A 15,218-nucleotide genomic window follows, 5' to 3' on the forward strand; every position below is an offset into this window, starting at 1 on the left:
CTTCATCAGGAAGAAAGCGGGCAGATCATCAATCCACCAACTCTTCCACCTTGTTTTCCCGCTTGCCGCCTTTTGGCTCCGCATAATCGAAGCTGAGGCCATCGCCGTCCTTGTTCAGGACCACGCGGACAGCACCGCCCTTTGACAGACGACCGAACAGCAACTCCTCTGCCAACGGCTTTTTCACATGTTCCTGGATGGTGCGGGACAGCGGACGCGCGCCCATGACAGGATCGTAACCCTTCTTGGCCAGCCATTCGCGGGCATCGTCGGAAAGGTCGATGGTGACGCCCCGGTCGGTAAGCTGGGCTTCCAACTCCATCACAAACTTGTCCACCACCCGGGTCACCGTCTCTGCACCCAGATTGGCGAAGGGGATGATCGCATCCAGACGGTTGCGGAATTCCGGCGAAAACGCCTTGGTAATCGCTTCCTTATCCTCACCCACCCGCGCTTCGCGACCGAAACCGATAGCGGGCTTGGCCATGTCCGCAGCGCCGGCATTGGTGGTCATGATCAGGATGACGTTGCGGAAATCGACGATCTTGCCGTTATGGTCCGTCAGCTTGCCATGATCCATGACCTGCAGAAGGATATTGTACAGGTCAGGATGGGCCTTCTCGATCTCGTCCAGCAACAGCACGCAATGCGGATGCTGGTCGATAGCGTCCGTCAGCAAACCACCCTGGTCGAAGCCGACATAGCCCGGCGGCGCGCCGATCAGGCGGCTGATCGTGTGGCGCTCCATATATTCCGACATGTCGAAGCGAACCAGCTCAATCCCCAGCGTACGGGAAAGCTGCTTGGCCACTTCCGTCTTGCCGACGCCGGTGGGGCCGGAGAACAGGTAGTTGCCAATAGGCTTTTCCGGCTCGCGCAGGCCGGCGCGGGCCAGCTTGATGGCAGAAACCAGCGCCTCGATGGCCTGGTTCTGGCCGAAGACCATGGTCTTCAGGTCCCGTTCCAGGTTCAGCAAAGTTTCCTTGTCATCACGGCTGACGGATTTCGGCGGGATGCGGGCGATCTTGGCCACTACCGCTTCCACATCCTTCTGGGTGATGGTCTTCTTGCGCCGGCTTTCCGGGATCAGCGCCTGGGCCGCCCCCACCTCGTCGATCACATCGATGGCTTTATCGGGCAGCTTGCGGTCACCGATATATTTTGCCGACAGTTCCACCGCAGAGCGGATGGCGTCCTTGGTGTAGCGGATCTTGTGATAGCTCTCATAGTAGGTCTTGATCCCTTCCAGGATCTTGATCGCGTCCTCGATCGACGGCTCATTCACGTCGATCTTCTGGAAGCGCCGCACCAGGGCGCGGTCCTTCTCAAAGTAAGAGCGATATTCCTTATAGGTGGTACTGCCGATGCAGCGCAGCGCACCGGAAGCCAAAGCCGGCTTCAGCAGGTTGCTGGCATCCATGGCGCCGCCGCTGGTGGCGCCGGCACCGATGACGGTGTGGATTTCGTCGATGAACAGGATGGAGCCTTCCAGCGCCTCCAGTTCAGTGACAACGGCCTTCAACCGCTCTTCGAAATCGCCGCGGTAGCGGGTACCAGCCAGCAGAGAGCCCATGTCCAGCCCGAAGATGACGGCATTTTTCAGCACGTCCGGCACTTCGCCATGGACAATGCGACGCGCCAGCCCTTCGGCGATGGCGGTCTTGCCCACGCCGGGATCCCCGACATAAAGCGGGTTGTTTTTGGAGCGGCGGCAGAGGATCTGGATCGTCCGCTCCACCTCCTGCTCCCGGCCGATCAGCGGGTCGATCTTGCCGCTGGCTGCCTTCTTGTTCAGGTTGACGCAATAGGCTTCAAGCGCTTCGGTGCCTTTCTTCACGACCTTCTCCGCCTGGGCGTCATCGTCGGCGCCGGATACACGCTTGGTTTCAGCGCGACCGGGGGCCTTGGCGATGCCGTGAGAGATATAATTGACCGCATCGAAGCGCGTCATTTCCTGCTCCTGCAGGAAATAGACGGCGTGGCTCTCCCGTTCGGAGAAGAGGGCGACCAGCACATTGGCGCCCGTCACTTCCTCCCGACCGGAGCTTTGCACATGAATGGCGGCGCGTTGCAAAACGCGCTGGAAGCCGGCTGTCGGCTTGGCATCATCGGTGCGGCTGGTCACCAGATTGGCCAACTCGCTATCCAGATATTCGATCAGCTCCGCGCGGAGCTTGGCGACATCGACGCCGCAGGCCCGCAACACCGCCAGCGAGTCCTGATCTTCGGTCAATGCCAGCAGGAGATGTTCCAGGGTTGCGTACTCGTGACGCCGCTGGTTGGCGTTGGCGAGGGCCCGGTGCAGCGTCTGTTCGAGATTACGCGACAGCATGAGGCGCTAATCCTTCTCCAGTGTACATTGCAGAGGATGCTGGTGCTGGCGGGCGAAATCCATGACCTGGGTTACCTTGGTTTCCGCCACTTCATATGTGAACACGCCGCAAACGCCGACACCGCGCCGGTGGACATGGAGCATGATCCGTGTCGCCTCGTCCCGGTTCTTGTGGAAGAACCGTTCCAGAACATCGACGACGAACTCCATCGGCGTGTAGTCGTCATTCAGCATCAACACCTTGTACATCGAGGGCTTTTTCGTCTTGGGCTTGGCCTTTACGACCACGCCCGTCACGGTCCCCTCATTCCCGTGCTTGTCATGATCAGCCATGGCTCTCAACAATCACTTAAAATCCCCCGATGTCCTGACACAATCATATGAAATGATCCGGGCCCGTTGGAAGGGCGGAAATGCGCCCCGGACCTGCTTTCCCGAAATCTTTTTACCCCTTGAAATCCAACTGGTACGCACAGATTGCCATGGCATGCCGTAATAACGCAGCGAACCAGGCGTAAGGTCCCGTACCGGCAATGAAAAAGGCCCGGCGACATCTGCCGCCGGGCCCTGGCCCATGCCGTCACCAACCATCAGGCTGGGGGAAGTTCATGGCACCTTCAAGGCATCACGTCAGGCAGCGGCCTTCACCTTGGACAGCTTCTCCACCGTCGCATTGACGCGGGCGGTCAGCGGTTCGGACGCTTCGTTGACGATCTTCATGCCGGACTCGGACACCTTGGTGGCTTCGGCCAGGAAGGCATCGAAGCTGGCCTTGGCGAAAGCGGCCTGCAGATCGACCAGTTCCTTCAGCGACTTCACACCACCCAGCGCCTTGGCAACGCTGACGCCATTTTCATACTGGCTCTGATGGAAGGACAGCAATTCCTTGGAGACCGATTCCAGGCCCTTGGCCAGGATGGTCGAGGAGGTCACGAAGGCCTCCACATTATCCTTATGGAAGGTCGCGACATCGTCGAACGCCGTGAAAACCTGCTTATTCATTTTCTCCACCTTTTCCTTCGTGTAGGCGACAGCCTGTTCAAGATTCCGGTTCATCGGATCGGTTGCCGCCTTCGACACGCTGGCGGCGGCATCAACAGTCTCCGCCGTAGCGGCGGCGACCTTGGCCGTGGATTTGGACGCGGATTGCTTCACCTGCTCCACCTTCTCCACAACCATCTCGGTTGCAGCTTCCACGGCGGGCGGAACGGGGTCGGCAGGTGTCGGCACAGCGGCTTTCGCCACCTCCTCCACCGCCGGAACGGCTGCTGCCTTGGTGGCAGCGCTCTTGGGCGTGCGGGTAACCATATGTTTCTCCTCTGCGCTCAATAGGCACTGGTCCGCATAAATGCAGCCCCATTGCCCGGTTGCCGCTTCCAACCCCGTCCGGACAGGGATGGGCCTGCTGCACCGCAGCATTGACATCTTATATCGAAACGATGGGAATGCCGTCAAGCCCTTTTTGTGCAGCGCAACAATAGTCAGGATTGTGCATTGGCTACCCAAACACACGTAAATGACCAAACCATTCAGCAACAAGGTTCTTTGCCACACTGCCCGGACCATGACAGGATGCACTGCCACCAAAGGCAGCAGACCAACAGCGACGGCGCACCATGACCTATTGTCTCGGGATCAAGATCAAGGAAGGGCTGATTGCCCTGTCCGACGGCCGCATCACGGCCGGCACCCAGGTAACAGCCGCCCGCAAGGTCACCCTTCTTGCCAATGGCAGGGAGAATTTCTTCGTCATGACCTCCGGCCTGCGGAGTGTACGCGACAAGACGCTGGCCTATCTGCGCCGTGACATGGCCAACGCACAGGGGAAGCCCTTTTCCAGCATGATGGAGGTGGCGAACGCCTTCGCCCGCTGCCTGCGTATCGTGGCCAAGGAAGATAAGGAGGCGCTGGAGGCGTCCAAGCTGACTTTCAACCTGCATGCCATCATTGGCGGGCAATTATCCGATGACGCGGAACCGACCATGTTCCTCGTCTATCCGGAAGGCAACTGGATCGAAGTGGATGAGCGCACGCCCTACCTTTCCATCGGCGCAACCGCTTACGGCAAGCCGATCCTGGACCGTGCGCTGAAGCCGGATACCAGCATGAAGGCGGCGTTGAAGCTGGCCTATCTGTCCTTTGACAGCAGCCGCTACAGCTCCGCCGATGTGGGATATCCGATTGATCTGGTGACCTATCACCCGGTTGACCGGAAATGGCGGGAAGACCAGTTCGATTATGATGATCTGGTCGAGCAGCGCCATTGGTGGAACCGCCATATCACCGAACTGGCCGACAAGCTGCCCGACGGCCCCTGGCTGGAAACGCTCTTGCCACGATAAGGCCGCGCCCGGCAGGGGAAGGTTCCCCGGCCGGGCGCCCTCACCTGTCATTCCGCATCCGGCTGGCTGGCCGGGGCCGCCGCCTGGAAAGCGGGCAAAGCCTGGCAGGTCTCGTCAATTGCCACCAGCCGGGGGAATGGCGCCAAATCCAGGCCAAACCGGCGGGCATTGAACATCTGCGGCACCAGACAGATATCGGCCAGGGTGGGATGGCTGCCGACACAGTAATCGCTCTGCGAATCGACCAGCTTCTCCATGGCGGTAAAGCCGCGCGCCATCCAATGGCGCATCCAGGCGCCCACCGCCGCTTCATCCGCCCCAAGCTCGCCGCGCAAATACTTGCCCACCGACTGGTTATTGATGGGGTGAATGTCACAGGCGACAATCTGTGCCAACGCCCGCACCCGCGCCCGCGACAGCGGATCAGCCGGCAGCAGCGCCGCTGCCGGCGGCGGGCATATCTCTTCCAGATATTCCAGAATCGCCAGCGATTGGGTGAGAACAGCCCCCTCGTCCGTTAGAAGCGCCGGCAACAGGCCTTGCGGATTGACCGCGAGAAAATCCGGTTTGAACTGCCCACCGCCATCACGGACCAGATGCACGGGCACCGATTCATAGTCCAGTCCCTTCAGGGCCAAGCCGATACGGACCCGATAAGCAGCGGACGAACGGAAATAGGTATAGAGGCGCATGGCTATGCTATGACCCGGCAGTGGCATGAAGGATGGAGAAGGTAAGGTGAGGGATCGGCCGCTTCACGGCAAGCTCGCCCTGGTGACGGGGGCATCGCGCGGGATCGGTGCCGCCATTGCGGAACGGCTGGCGCAGGATGGCGCCGATATCGCGCTCCATTACGGTCAGCACGCGGCAGAGGCCACGGAAATCGCGGCGCTTTGCACCCGCCACGGCGTCCAGGCGCTCACCTTCCAGGCCGATCTGGCCGTGATTGCCGAGGCGGAAGGCGCGGTGGCGCTTTTCAGCCAGGTACGTGAGAAAATAGGGGTGCCCGCGATCCTGGTGAACAATGCTGGCACGGGGCGTTTCACCCCCATTGCCGATATTACGCCTGCGGAACTGCTGGAGGTTCTGGCCGTCAACACGGCGTCCCCCCTGCTGCTGGCGCGGGAAGCGGCGCGGCACATGCTGCCAGGTGGACGCATCGTCAATATTGGCAGCGTCATCACCTCCATGCCTGTCCCCTTGCGGGCTGTCTATGCCGCCTCCAAGGGTGCTGTCGATGCCATGACCGCCGTTCTGGCACAGGAACTGGGGCCAAAAGGCATCACTATCAATACGGTCGCCCCCGGCGTGACCGCGACCGACCGTTTCAAGACCGGCGATGCCGGGCGCGCGGCGGAGATAACCACCCGCACCGCCCTCGGCCGGATTGGCGAGCCGGCAGATATCGCTGCCATTGTCGCCTGGCTATGCGGCCCGAACGCAGCCTGGGTGACCGGAGAAGTGATCCGCGCCAGTGGCGGCCTGCGCGGGCTTTGAGTCCACCCCATCCGTCATGTCATATATAATGAGAGAATCCAGCGTTGGACGCCGGCCAACGGAACCGTTACAGAACCCCAGTTATATGGGTGCCAGCCAGTCGCGCCGACGCGCCAGGGTGACAAGATGATAGACCTTGACGATTTCCTGCCCTACCGCCTCAACGTGCTGGCCCGCCGGGTCAGCCGTGAACTGGAAAAACGGTATCAGGCCCAATTCGGCATCGCCATTCCGGAATGGCGGGTCATGGCGACATTGGGTCGCGAACAGCCGCTTTCCTCCAACGATATCGTTGAGCGCTCGCATATGGACAAGGCCAAGGTCAGCCGGGCGGTGACCGCCCTGGTCGGCATGGGCTATGTGGCGCGCGAGGTGCATCCGGGCGACCAGCGTCTGTTGCGCCTCTCCTTCACGCCGGCCGGCCGCACGCTCTATGACAAGATCACGGTGGTGGCGCAGGAATGGCAGCGCCAATGGCTGGAAGGGCTGGCGCCGGAGGAATTATCCACCTTCAAAGCCCTGGCCGACCGGCTGGAATCGCAATTGGACACGATGGACGGCAATTCCGTTCGATAAAGGAAAGTTTTGTCGCGATTGTCACCCAGACAGGGGTTGTGCGAACCCGGCATTGAATATTAACTGTTTGACAGCAAAAGGGCGGCGGCAACGGGGACCGCCCTGCAAACAGGGGATCAGCAATGCAACTTCGCCTTTGGGGCGCGGCACTGGCCGTGACTTGCCTGACCGCCATCACCGGGACCGCCCAGGCTGGTCCGACGCTGGACGCCATCAAGGGGCGTGGTCAGCTTTTCTGCGGCGTGAATGCCGGATTGCCGGGTTTCAGCAACCCCGACAGCCAGGGCAAATGGACGGGGCTTGACGCCGACACCTGCCGCGCCGTGGCCGCGGCTGTGCTGGGCGATGCCAACAAAATCCGCTTCACCCCGCTATCGGCGCAACAGCGCCTGACCGCCGTGCAGACAGGCGAGATCGACCTGCTGGCCCGCAACACCACCTGGACATTGACCCGCGATGCCCAGGGGCTGAATTTCGCGCCCACCACCTATTTTGATGGCCAGGGGCTGATGGTGCCGAAGTCGCTGGGCGTGACCAGCGCCAAGCAACTGGACGGCGCGACTGTCTGCGTACAGATGGGTACCACCACGGAACTGAACCTGTCTGACTGGTTCCGCACCCATAATCTCAGCTTCAAGCCCGTCGTGATTGAAGCGCTGGACGAGGTGAATGCCGCCTATTTTGCCGGTCGCTGCGATGTGATGACGGCCGATATCTCTGCTTTGGCCGGCACCCGCGCCACCGTGGCGCCCAAGCCCGATGATCACCTGATCCTGCCGGAAGTCCTGTCCAAGGAACCGCTGGGCCCTGTGGTGCGCCATGGCGATGACCAGTGGCGCGATATTGTCACCTGGACCATCTATGCCCTGATCGAGGCGGAGGAAAAGGGCATCACCGCCGCCAATGTCGATGAAAAGCTGAAAGACGCCGACCCGGTGGTCCAGCGCCTTCTGGGCGTGCAAGGCGATATGGGGCCCTTACTGGGCCTGGATAAGCAATGGGCCTACCGCGCCATTAAGGCTGTCGGCAATTATGGTGAAATCTTCAATCGGAATGTCGGCAAGGGCTCGCCCCTGAAGCTGGACCGGGGCCTGAATGCGCTCTGGACCAATGGCGGCCTGATGTACGCTCCCCCGATCCGCTGAGCGGCCATCCCCTCCAGCACCGGGGTGCCCGATGACGGATGATCCGCGTATGCAATTGTCTGACAAGACCGTGAACAAGCCGGGCGCGCCACGCGCCCGGCACCTGACACTCTCCCTCAATAATCCGACAATCCGCGCCATCTTGTGGCAGATCGGGCTTGGGCTGGTGGTGATATTGGCCGGCTGGTATCTGGCCGGCAATACCATGGCCAATCTGGCCCGCCTGTCGATCGCCTCGGGCTTCGGCTTCCTGGATCGGGAATCAGGTGTCCAGATCGGGGAATCGCTGATCGCCACCGGCCCCCGTGACAGCTACGGCGACATCTTCATCGTCGGGCTGCTGAACACGCTGAAAGTATCCGGTGTTGGCATCGTGCTGGCTACGATACTGGGCGTGCTGCTGGGTATGGCACGGCTTTCAAGCAATTGGCTGGTGGCGCGCTTTGCCGCCACCTATGTGGAAGCTGTGCGGAACGTCCCGCTGCTTTTGCAGCTTTTCATCTGGTATGCCCTGCTGACTGAGGGGCTGCCCGGTCCACGCCAGGCCGAACCACTGATCCCCGGTGTCGATATTTTCCTGTCCAATCGGGGGCTGAAATTCCCCGCACCGGCGGATGATCCCGTCTGGGCCTGGGTCGCCGTTCTGTTCGCCGTTGGTGTACTGGCCACATTGGCCATCTCGGCCTGGAACCGGAAGCGCCAGTTGTCCACCGGCCAAAGGCTGCCGATGACGCCCATCGGGCTGGGCCTGATCCTGGGACTGCCGCTGGCATTCCTGGCACTGTCCGGTGGTGGGGCCATGGATGTGCCGGTGCTGCAAGGCTTCAATTTCAGGGGCGGCATGACGCTGAGCCCCGAATTCGCCGCCTTGCTGTTTGGCCTGACGCTCTATACCGCCGCTTTCATCGGGGAGATCGTGCGGTCAGGCATCCTGGCCGTGCCCAAGGGGCAGACGGAGGCGGCGACGGCCCTGGGCCTGTCACGCAGCACCGCCATGCGGCTGGTGATCCTGCCCCAGGCTTTGCGCGTGATCATTCCACCCACGACCAGCCAGTTCCTGAACCTCACGAAGAACAGCAGTCTGGCCGTGGCCATCGGCTATCCGGATTTCGTGGCGGTGGCCAATACGGCCATCAACCAGACCGGTCAGGCCGTGGAAGGCGTGCTGTCGATCATGATTGTCTATCTGGTCATCTCCCTGGCCCTGTCCGCTTTCATGAACTGGTATAATCGCCGTGTGGCGCTGGTGGAGCGGTAAGCCATGACAGAAATCGTCAACCACCCCGCCTCCCCGCCCCCCATCCGCCCAAGGATGGGCCTGTGGGCCTGGGCCAGGGCCAATCTGTTTTCCACCTGGTACAACACAGCCCTGACGCTGCTTTTCGCCTATATCGGCTGGCTGGTGATCCCCGGTCTGGTGCAATGGGCACTGATGGATGCCAGCCTGGGCGGGGATGCTGCGGCGTGCCGGGCCGCTGGCGGGGCCTGCTGGTCTTTCATTGCGGAGAAATGGCGCTTCATCCTGTTCGGCACTTTCCCGGAGGATCAGCAATGGCGGCCGACGCTGGCCATGCTGGCCACCATCGCCACCCTGGTGATCAGCGCCGACCGGCGCACCTGGGGCCGGCCCTTGCTGTTCATCTGGGGTGGCGGTCTGGGTTTCGCCGCATGCATGATGTTCGGCGGCGTCCTGGGCATGGACTATGTGCCCACCTCCCTGTGGGGCGGGCTGCCGCTGACGCTGGCACTCTCCGTGGTGGGGCTTTCCGCTTCCTTCCCGCTGGGCGTCCTGCTGGCCCTGGGCCGCACGTCGGACCTGCCGGTGATGCGGGGCCTGTCGGTGGTCTATATCGAGCTGGTGCGCGGCGTGCCGCTGATCTCCATCCTGTTCATGGCGTCGGTGATGCTGCCGCTGTTCCTGCCGCAGGATGTGCCGATCGACAAGCTGCTGCGCGCCCTGATCGGCATCACCCTGTTTTCCGCCGCCTATGTGGCAGAGGTGGTGCGCGGCGGCCTGCAGGCCATCCCGCGCGGTCAGGTGGAAGCCTCCAAGGCTTTGGGCCTGGGCTATTGGCAGCGCCAGCGGCTGATCATCCTGCCCCAGGCGCTGGCCCTGGTGATCCCGCCGCTGGTGAATAGCTTCATCGCCATCTTCAAGGATACCAGTCTGGTCATCATCATCGGCCTGCTGGACCTGCTCTCCACCGCCAAATCAGCCCTGACCGACCCGGCCTGGCGCGGTTTCTACAAGGAAGCCTACCTGTTCGTGGGCGTGATCTATTTCCTGTTCTGCTACGCACTCTCCCGCTACAGCCGGCATCTGGAAACGGTGCTGGGTCAGGGACGGAAGCGGTGATGTCAAACTTTGGCAAAACTTGACATCACTCTTGGCGATGCCAAGCTGTCTACTGCGCCCAGCCCGATCCCAGGAACCATTGCCATGAACGTATCCCTGACCCCGCAGTTGGAAGCCTATGTCCGCGCCAAGGTGGAGACCGGACTTTATACCTCCTCATCGGAAGTGGTACGCGAAGCCCTTCGGATGATGGAACAGCGCGAACGCCAGCAGCAGGAAAAGCTGGAAGCGCTGCGCCGTGACATTCAGGAAGGGCTGGACAGCGGCAGCGCCGGGCCGATCGCCTTGGAGGACATGCTGACCGGGTTCAGGAGGCGCATGAATGGGGAAGTTTGAGTTCTCAGCGCTGGCTCGGGAAGATATCTGGAGCCTCTGGTCTTATATCGCTCAAGACGATCCAGCCGCCGCTGATGGACAGGTCGCTAAAATCTACGCCGTCGCAGAATCCTGCGCCCGGTATCCAGCCATGGGGCGTTTGCGTACCAAACTGGGGGCACAGGTAAGATCATTCCCCCTTGGCCGTTATCTGATTTTCTACCGCCCGCAAGCGGACGGCATACTGGTCATTCGCATCCTGCACGCAGCCCAAGATATAGACGCGGAGTTCCCCCATGACTGATGCCCCCGTCATTGAATTGAACGCCGTGAATAAATGGTACGGCGAGTTCCATGTATTGCGTGATGTCAATCTGGATGTCGCCAAGGGGGAAAGGATCGTCATTTGCGGTCCTTCCGGCTCCGGCAAATCCACCCTGATCCGCTGCATCAACCGGCTGGAGGAACATCAGGCCGGTGAGATCAAGGTGAAGGGCGTGCCGCTGGATGATGATGTCCGACATGTGGAAGCCATCCGCCGCGATGTCGGCATGGTGTTCCAGCAGTTCAACCTGTTCCCGCACCTGACCGTGCTGGAAAATTGCGTGCTGGCCCCCATCTGGGTGAAAAAGCAGCCCCGCGCGGAAGCCGAGGCCAAGGCCCGGCAATATCTTGCCCGTGTCCGCATCCCGGAACAGGCGGATAAATTCCCCGGCCAGCTTTCAGGCGGGCAGCAGCAGCGCGTCGCCATCGCGCGGGCGCTGTGCATGGACCCGTCCATCATGCTGTTCGACGAGCCGACCAGCGCGCTGGACCCGGAAATGGTCAAGGAAGTGCTGGACGTGATGACCGACCTGGCCGAAGCCGGCATGACGATGCTGGTCGTTACCCATGAAATGGGCTTTGCCCGCCGCATGGCATCGCGCGTCGTTTTCATGGATCGGGGAGAGATTGTGGAACAAGGGGCGCCCGCCGAGTTCTTCGACAACCCACAGAATGAGCGGACCCGCGCCTTCCTGGGGCAAGTGCTGGCGCACTGATCCCCTCCCCCTATTCCCATACCGGTCGGTGGATGTTCCACCAACCGCGGCCCAACTTTAGGCCAGGCGACCGCCCCCATTCGGAGGGCTTGGCCGCCTGCGTTCCCTTTTGCCATCATGGCAAGATCCCGCGTTACTGCCAGGACCAGAACAGGATGTCGCTCACCCGCCGCCGCGCCGCCCGCTTCGCCGCCCTTCCGCTGATTGCCCTGCTGGCGTCGGCCTGCAGCACCAACCCCGTCACCGGGGACCGGCAGTTCACGGCCCTGATGCCGCCGGAGCAGGAAGCCGCCATCGGCGCCCAGCAGCATCCGGAAATGCTGAAGGAATTTGGCGGTCGGTACGAAGATGCAAAGCTTCAGGCCTATGTGGATGATCTGGGCCAGCGTCTGGCCGCGAAGACGGAGATCCCCGGCACCCGCTATACCTTTACCGTTCTGGACAGCCCCATCATCAACGCCTTCGCCCTGCCCGGCGGCTATGTTTATGTCAGCCGGGGCTTGATGGCCCTTGCCAATAGCGAGGCGGAGTTGGCAGGCGTGGTCGGACACGAAATCGGCCATGTCACGGCCCGCCATTCCGCCGACCGTTATGGCCGGGGCGTTCTGGCCCAGGGTGGCAGCCTGTTGGCCGGCCTGCTGCTGGGACAGCAGGCGGCGCAGCTTGCCCAATCCGGGTCGCAACTGGCCCTGGCCGGCTTCGGGCGCGGGCAGGAGCTTCAGGCCGACGGACTGGGCATCCGTTACATGACGGCCGCCGGCTATGACCCGCAGGAAATGTCCGGTTTCCTCTCCTCCATGGGCCGCCATTCCCAGTTGGAAGCATTGCTGGCCGGCAAGCCCGGTCAGGCCGACCAGTTCAGCTATCTTCAAACCCACCCACCCACGGGTGAACGGGCCCAGCAGGCTTCCAGCGCAGCCGCACAAGCTGGCGGCATCGGCCTGAAAGTCGGGCGGAATGAATATCTGCGTGCGATCGACGGCATGATCTATGGCGACAGCCCGGCACATGGCTATGTGCGCGGCCGCGTCTTCGCCCATCCCGGCCTGAATATCCGCTTTGAAGTGCCGGAAGGGTTCCGGTTGCTGAATGGCGATACGGCTGTGGTTGGCGTGGGCCCGCAGGGGGCGCAGATCATTTTTGACCAGCAGCCGGGTCAGGGCGCCCCGACGCCGCAGGATTATATTGCCCGTGTCTGGGCGGCGAATACGTCCCTGGGCGCGATACAATCCCTGACCATTGATGGTCAGCCGGCTGCCACCGTTGCAACCCGTCTCAATACCAATGCTGGCGCCATGGATGCGCGGCTGGTCGCCATCCGCGCCGGAGCCAACAGCTTCAACCGCTTCCTCTTCGTCAGCCCGCCCGCCCTGTCTGGCAGCCTTTCCGCCGGTTTCCAGACCACCGCCACCAGCTTCCGCAAGCTGACAGCAGCGGAGCAATCCGCCCTCAAGCCCTATCGCCTGCGGGTCGTGCAGGTGAAGGCCGGCGAGAAGGTGGCCGATTTCGTGAAACGCATGCCCTATGCTGATTATCCTGAAGAACGGTTCCGCGTTCTGAACAATATCCCGCCGGGCGCGGAGGTTCAGGCAGGCCAGTTGATCAAGATCGTCACAGAAGGGTGAGCGGGCAGCAGTTGCCGATAGCAGGGCACCTCCTGTACCGTCGCGCCTACGATGACCGAGATCACGCCCTTGCCTGCCTCCTCCCCGGACCCGTGTGGACCTATCCTGTCCAGACGGATGCGCCTGCCCATCACCTGGGTGCTGATGCTGGGCTTCGGCGGCCTGATGCTGGCCGCCGTCGCCAGTGTTTTCTGGCTGGGCGTGCTGACCTCCGGCCGCAACACCTATTCCCTGCTGCTGGACAAGGCGGAACTCGCCATGGCCGTGGCGGAATCCCGGGTCCGCGCCCAGCTTGATCCGGCTGCCCTTCAGGTGAACAAGCTGACCGACCTGCTGGCGCGGGGGGTGGTTGACTGGGAGGATGATCCCCGGCTTGAGGATCTGATGCAGGGTGCCATTTCCACCACGCCGCAGATTGGCGGGATGGCGTTCCTGCGGCCGGACCATTATCCCCTCGCCGTTGCCCAGGATGGTCCCGCCAGCGTCGCGCAAAGCATGCGCGACATGACCGAGGCACCACAAATCATCATGGAGACCATGGGCACCAAAGACGCCCACTGGATTGATCCGGTCTGGGCGGACGGGCTTGGCGCGACTGTAATGGTGGTAAAGGCGCCCGTCCGCAAGGAAGGCCAGTTCCTCGGCGTCATGATCTCCGCCGTCAGCTTTACCGGCCTGTCACGGTTTCTGGGCGATATGGCGCGTGACAGCGACCTGAATGCCTTCATCCTGTTCGATGATCAGTATGTGCTGGCCCACCCGGCCATGGCCGGGCGTAAATTCGACTTTTCCGACACCAAAAAGGATCGCCCGCCCCTGCCCACGATGACGGAATTGGGCGATCAGATTGCAGCCGGCATCTGGCAGCGGGTGGGCCCTGATGGCCTTGGCACCGGCAAGGGCGATACGACCGCCGGAAAGAAGACCGATACCACGCTGGTCTGGTCTGGCCGCCGCACTGACATTGATTTCCGCGAGGCAGTGGTCAATGGCCAGGAATATTATTATCTGCTGAAAAGCATTCCTGATTATGGCGAGCATCCTTTCACCCTGGTCGTTGCCATGCGGGGGGAGGATGTCGATCAGGAAATCAGCCGGTTCATGCATCTGCTGATCGTGGGCTTTGGCATCCTGGTCGTGTCGGTCCTGCTGGCCCTGGCCCTGGGCAAGATGATGAGCCGGCGCATCCGCCGTCTGGCCAAAACAGCCGTTGCCCTGCGCGATCTGGATTTCCACAATGTCCCGCGCCTGCCCGACAGCCGCTTCCGGGAACTTGCCGACGCAGCGGCGGCATTCAACACCATGATCAGCGGCCTGCGCTGGTTTGAGAATTACGTGCCGAAATCCCTGGTCCTGCGCCTGATCCAGCGTGATGGGGAACAAGGTGGCGTCATCTCCGAAGAGCGGGAAGTGACCGTGATGTTCACTGACATCAAGGGTTTTTCCGCGCTGGCGGAGACCATGCCACCGCAAGAGATCGCGGACTGGCTGAACCGCCATTTCACGCGCATTGCCGCCTGTATTGAGGCCGAAGGCGGCACGGTGGATAAATTCATCGGGGATGCGGTCATGGCCTTCTGGGGCGCGCCCGAGGACCAGCCCGACCATGCTGCCCGCGCCCTGCGCGCCGCCCATGCCATCGCCCGCGTTGTGGCGGAAGAAGGGGACGAGGCCCGCGCCCTGGGACGGCTGCCGGTCTGCCTGCGGGTGGGCGTTCATACCGGGCCGGTCATTGTCGGCAATATCGGTGCAGTCAGCCGTATCAATTACACCATCGTCGGCGATACGGTGAATACGGCCGCACGGCTGGAAGCCCTCGGCAGCGACATGATGGGTGATGAATGCTATGTCGTGCTGGCCAGCGGGGAGACGGTCGCCGCCGCCGGCGGCTGCACTGTCGATATGCCGCTGACCGCCATCGGCACCTATTCCCTGCGCGGTCGCACAGGTCTGGTGGATGTCTGGCGGCTGGTGGTGGATATCGATTGAG

15 protein-coding genes are annotated in these 15,218 nt (G+C 62.0%); 11 read left to right on the top strand and 4 right to left on the bottom strand.

Annotated elements, in window-relative coordinates; all coding sequences use genetic code 11:
- Nucleotides 1-28 precede the first annotated feature (28 nt).
- The 3 genes from clpA to G473_RS0119920 form a co-directional block, all read right to left on the bottom strand.
- Nucleotides 29-2,332, bottom strand: a complete 2,304-nt coding sequence (clpA, locus tag G473_RS0119910; protein WP_029014546.1) for an ATP-dependent Clp protease ATP-binding subunit ClpA — start codon at nt 2,330-2,332, stop codon at nt 29-31.
- Between the two features lie 6 nt (nt 2,333-2,338).
- Nucleotides 2,339-2,665, bottom strand: a complete 327-nt coding sequence (gene clpS / locus G473_RS0119915) for an ATP-dependent Clp protease adapter ClpS (protein ID WP_029014547.1) — start codon at nt 2,663-2,665, stop codon at nt 2,339-2,341.
- A 297-nt stretch (nt 2,666-2,962) separates the two neighbouring features.
- Nucleotides 2,963-3,640: a phasin family protein gene (locus tag G473_RS0119920; RefSeq protein WP_051330508.1), complete on the bottom strand. Its 678-nt coding sequence runs from the start codon at nt 3,638-3,640 to the stop codon at nt 2,963-2,965.
- A gap of 308 nt (nt 3,641-3,948) precedes the next feature.
- Between G473_RS0119920 and G473_RS28025 the strand changes: the two genes are divergently transcribed.
- Nucleotides 3,949-4,674 carry a proteasome-type protease gene (locus G473_RS28025; RefSeq protein ID WP_035708432.1) on the top strand — a complete coding sequence of 242 codons (726 nt, stop codon included), beginning with the start codon at nt 3,949-3,951 and terminating at the stop codon, nt 4,672-4,674.
- A 47-nt stretch (nt 4,675-4,721) separates the two neighbouring features.
- Here the strand turns inward: G473_RS28025 and maiA are convergent, their stop codons facing one another.
- Complete coding sequence (gene maiA, locus G473_RS0119930) at nt 4,722-5,366, bottom strand: maleylacetoacetate isomerase (RefSeq protein WP_029014549.1); 645 nt, start codon at nt 5,364-5,366, stop codon at nt 4,722-4,724.
- A 46-nt stretch (nt 5,367-5,412) separates the two neighbouring features.
- Here maiA and G473_RS0119935 point away from each other — a divergent pair, with 46 nt between their 5' ends.
- From G473_RS0119935 to G473_RS0119980, 10 genes are all read left to right on the top strand, one after another.
- The gene (locus G473_RS0119935) at nt 5,413-6,171 is read left to right on the top strand and encodes an SDR family oxidoreductase (protein ID WP_029014550.1); all 759 of its coding nucleotides are present in this window, start codon (nt 5,413-5,415) and stop codon (nt 6,169-6,171) included.
- Between the two features lie 126 nt (nt 6,172-6,297).
- Nucleotides 6,298-6,747 (top strand): MarR family winged helix-turn-helix transcriptional regulator, encoded by a 450-nt coding sequence (locus G473_RS28030; protein ID WP_035708434.1) that lies wholly within the window; start codon nt 6,298-6,300, stop codon nt 6,745-6,747.
- 122 nt (nt 6,748-6,869) lie between these two features.
- On the top strand, nt 6,870-7,892 hold the full coding sequence (locus G473_RS0119945) for an amino acid ABC transporter substrate-binding protein (RefSeq protein WP_029014551.1): 1,023 nt from the start codon (nt 6,870-6,872) through the stop codon (nt 7,890-7,892).
- Nucleotides 7,893-7,923: 31 nt separating this feature from the next.
- The gene (locus G473_RS0119950) at nt 7,924-9,150 is read left to right on the top strand and encodes an amino acid ABC transporter permease (RefSeq protein ID WP_245580196.1); all 1,227 of its coding nucleotides are present in this window, start codon (nt 7,924-7,926) and stop codon (nt 9,148-9,150) included.
- A 3-nt stretch (nt 9,151-9,153) separates the two neighbouring features.
- Nucleotides 9,154-10,248 carry an amino acid ABC transporter permease gene (locus G473_RS0119955; protein WP_029014553.1) on the top strand — a complete coding sequence of 365 codons (1,095 nt, stop codon included), beginning with the start codon at nt 9,154-9,156 and terminating at the stop codon, nt 10,246-10,248.
- A gap of 84 nt (nt 10,249-10,332) precedes the next feature.
- Nucleotides 10,333-10,584 (top strand): type II toxin-antitoxin system ParD family antitoxin, encoded by a 252-nt coding sequence (locus G473_RS28035; RefSeq protein ID WP_035708437.1) that lies wholly within the window; start codon nt 10,333-10,335, stop codon nt 10,582-10,584.
- Nucleotides 10,571-10,867, top strand: a complete 297-nt coding sequence (locus tag G473_RS0119965) for a type II toxin-antitoxin system RelE/ParE family toxin (protein WP_029014554.1) — start codon at nt 10,571-10,573, stop codon at nt 10,865-10,867. The genes G473_RS28035 and G473_RS0119965 overlap by 14 nt, the downstream gene beginning before the upstream one ends.
- Entirely contained in the window at nt 10,860-11,603 is a 744-nt protein-coding gene (locus tag G473_RS0119970; protein ID WP_029014555.1) for an amino acid ABC transporter ATP-binding protein, read from the top strand. Before G473_RS0119965 ends, G473_RS0119970 begins: the two co-directional genes overlap by 8 nt.
- Nucleotides 11,604-11,758: 155 nt before the next feature.
- Nucleotides 11,759-13,228: a M48 family metalloprotease gene (locus G473_RS28040; RefSeq protein ID WP_035708440.1), complete on the top strand. Its 1,470-nt coding sequence runs from the start codon at nt 11,759-11,761 to the stop codon at nt 13,226-13,228.
- Between the two features lie 51 nt (nt 13,229-13,279).
- Complete coding sequence (locus G473_RS0119980) at nt 13,280-15,217, top strand: adenylate/guanylate cyclase domain-containing protein (RefSeq protein ID WP_084438400.1); 1,938 nt, start codon at nt 13,280-13,282, stop codon at nt 15,215-15,217.
- The last annotated feature ends 1 nt before the right edge of the window (nt 15,218 follow it).

Origin of the sequence: Niveispirillum irakense DSM 11586, from assembly GCF_000429645.1 — a bacterium.
In the GTDB taxonomy this organism is placed as follows: Bacteria; Pseudomonadota; Alphaproteobacteria; order Azospirillales; family Azospirillaceae; genus Niveispirillum; species Niveispirillum irakense.

Bases quoted from the DNA above. Each gene is read 5' to 3' on its own strand.
- clpA (WP_029014546.1), bottom strand. From the start codon at position 2,332: ATGCTGTCGCGTAATCTCGAACAGACGCTGCACCGGGCCCTCGCCAAC.
- clpS (WP_029014547.1), bottom strand. From the start codon at position 2,665: ATGGCTGATCATGACAAGCACGGGAATGAGGGGACCGTGACGGGCGTG.
- G473_RS0119920 (WP_051330508.1), bottom strand. From the start codon at position 3,640: ATGGTTACCCGCACGCCCAAGAGCGCTGCCACCAAGGCAGCAGCCGTT.
- G473_RS28025 (WP_035708432.1), top strand. From the start codon at position 3,949: ATGACCTATTGTCTCGGGATCAAGATCAAGGAAGGGCTGATTGCCCTG.
- maiA (WP_029014549.1), bottom strand. From the start codon at position 5,366: ATGCGCCTCTATACCTATTTCCGTTCGTCCGCTGCTTATCGGGTCCGT.
- G473_RS28030 (WP_035708434.1), top strand. From the start codon at position 6,298: ATGATAGACCTTGACGATTTCCTGCCCTACCGCCTCAACGTGCTGGCC.
- G473_RS0119945 (WP_029014551.1), top strand. From the start codon at position 6,870: ATGCAACTTCGCCTTTGGGGCGCGGCACTGGCCGTGACTTGCCTGACC.
- G473_RS0119950 (WP_245580196.1), top strand. From the start codon at position 7,924: ATGACGGATGATCCGCGTATGCAATTGTCTGACAAGACCGTGAACAAG.
- G473_RS0119955 (WP_029014553.1), top strand. From the start codon at position 9,154: ATGACAGAAATCGTCAACCACCCCGCCTCCCCGCCCCCCATCCGCCCA.
- G473_RS28035 (WP_035708437.1), top strand. From the start codon at position 10,333: ATGAACGTATCCCTGACCCCGCAGTTGGAAGCCTATGTCCGCGCCAAG.
- G473_RS0119965 (WP_029014554.1), top strand. From the start codon at position 10,571: ATGGGGAAGTTTGAGTTCTCAGCGCTGGCTCGGGAAGATATCTGGAGC.
- G473_RS0119970 (WP_029014555.1), top strand. From the start codon at position 10,860: ATGACTGATGCCCCCGTCATTGAATTGAACGCCGTGAATAAATGGTAC.
- G473_RS28040 (WP_035708440.1), top strand. From the start codon at position 11,759: ATGTCGCTCACCCGCCGCCGCGCCGCCCGCTTCGCCGCCCTTCCGCTG.
- G473_RS0119980 (WP_084438400.1), top strand. From the start codon at position 13,280: ATGACCGAGATCACGCCCTTGCCTGCCTCCTCCCCGGACCCGTGTGGA.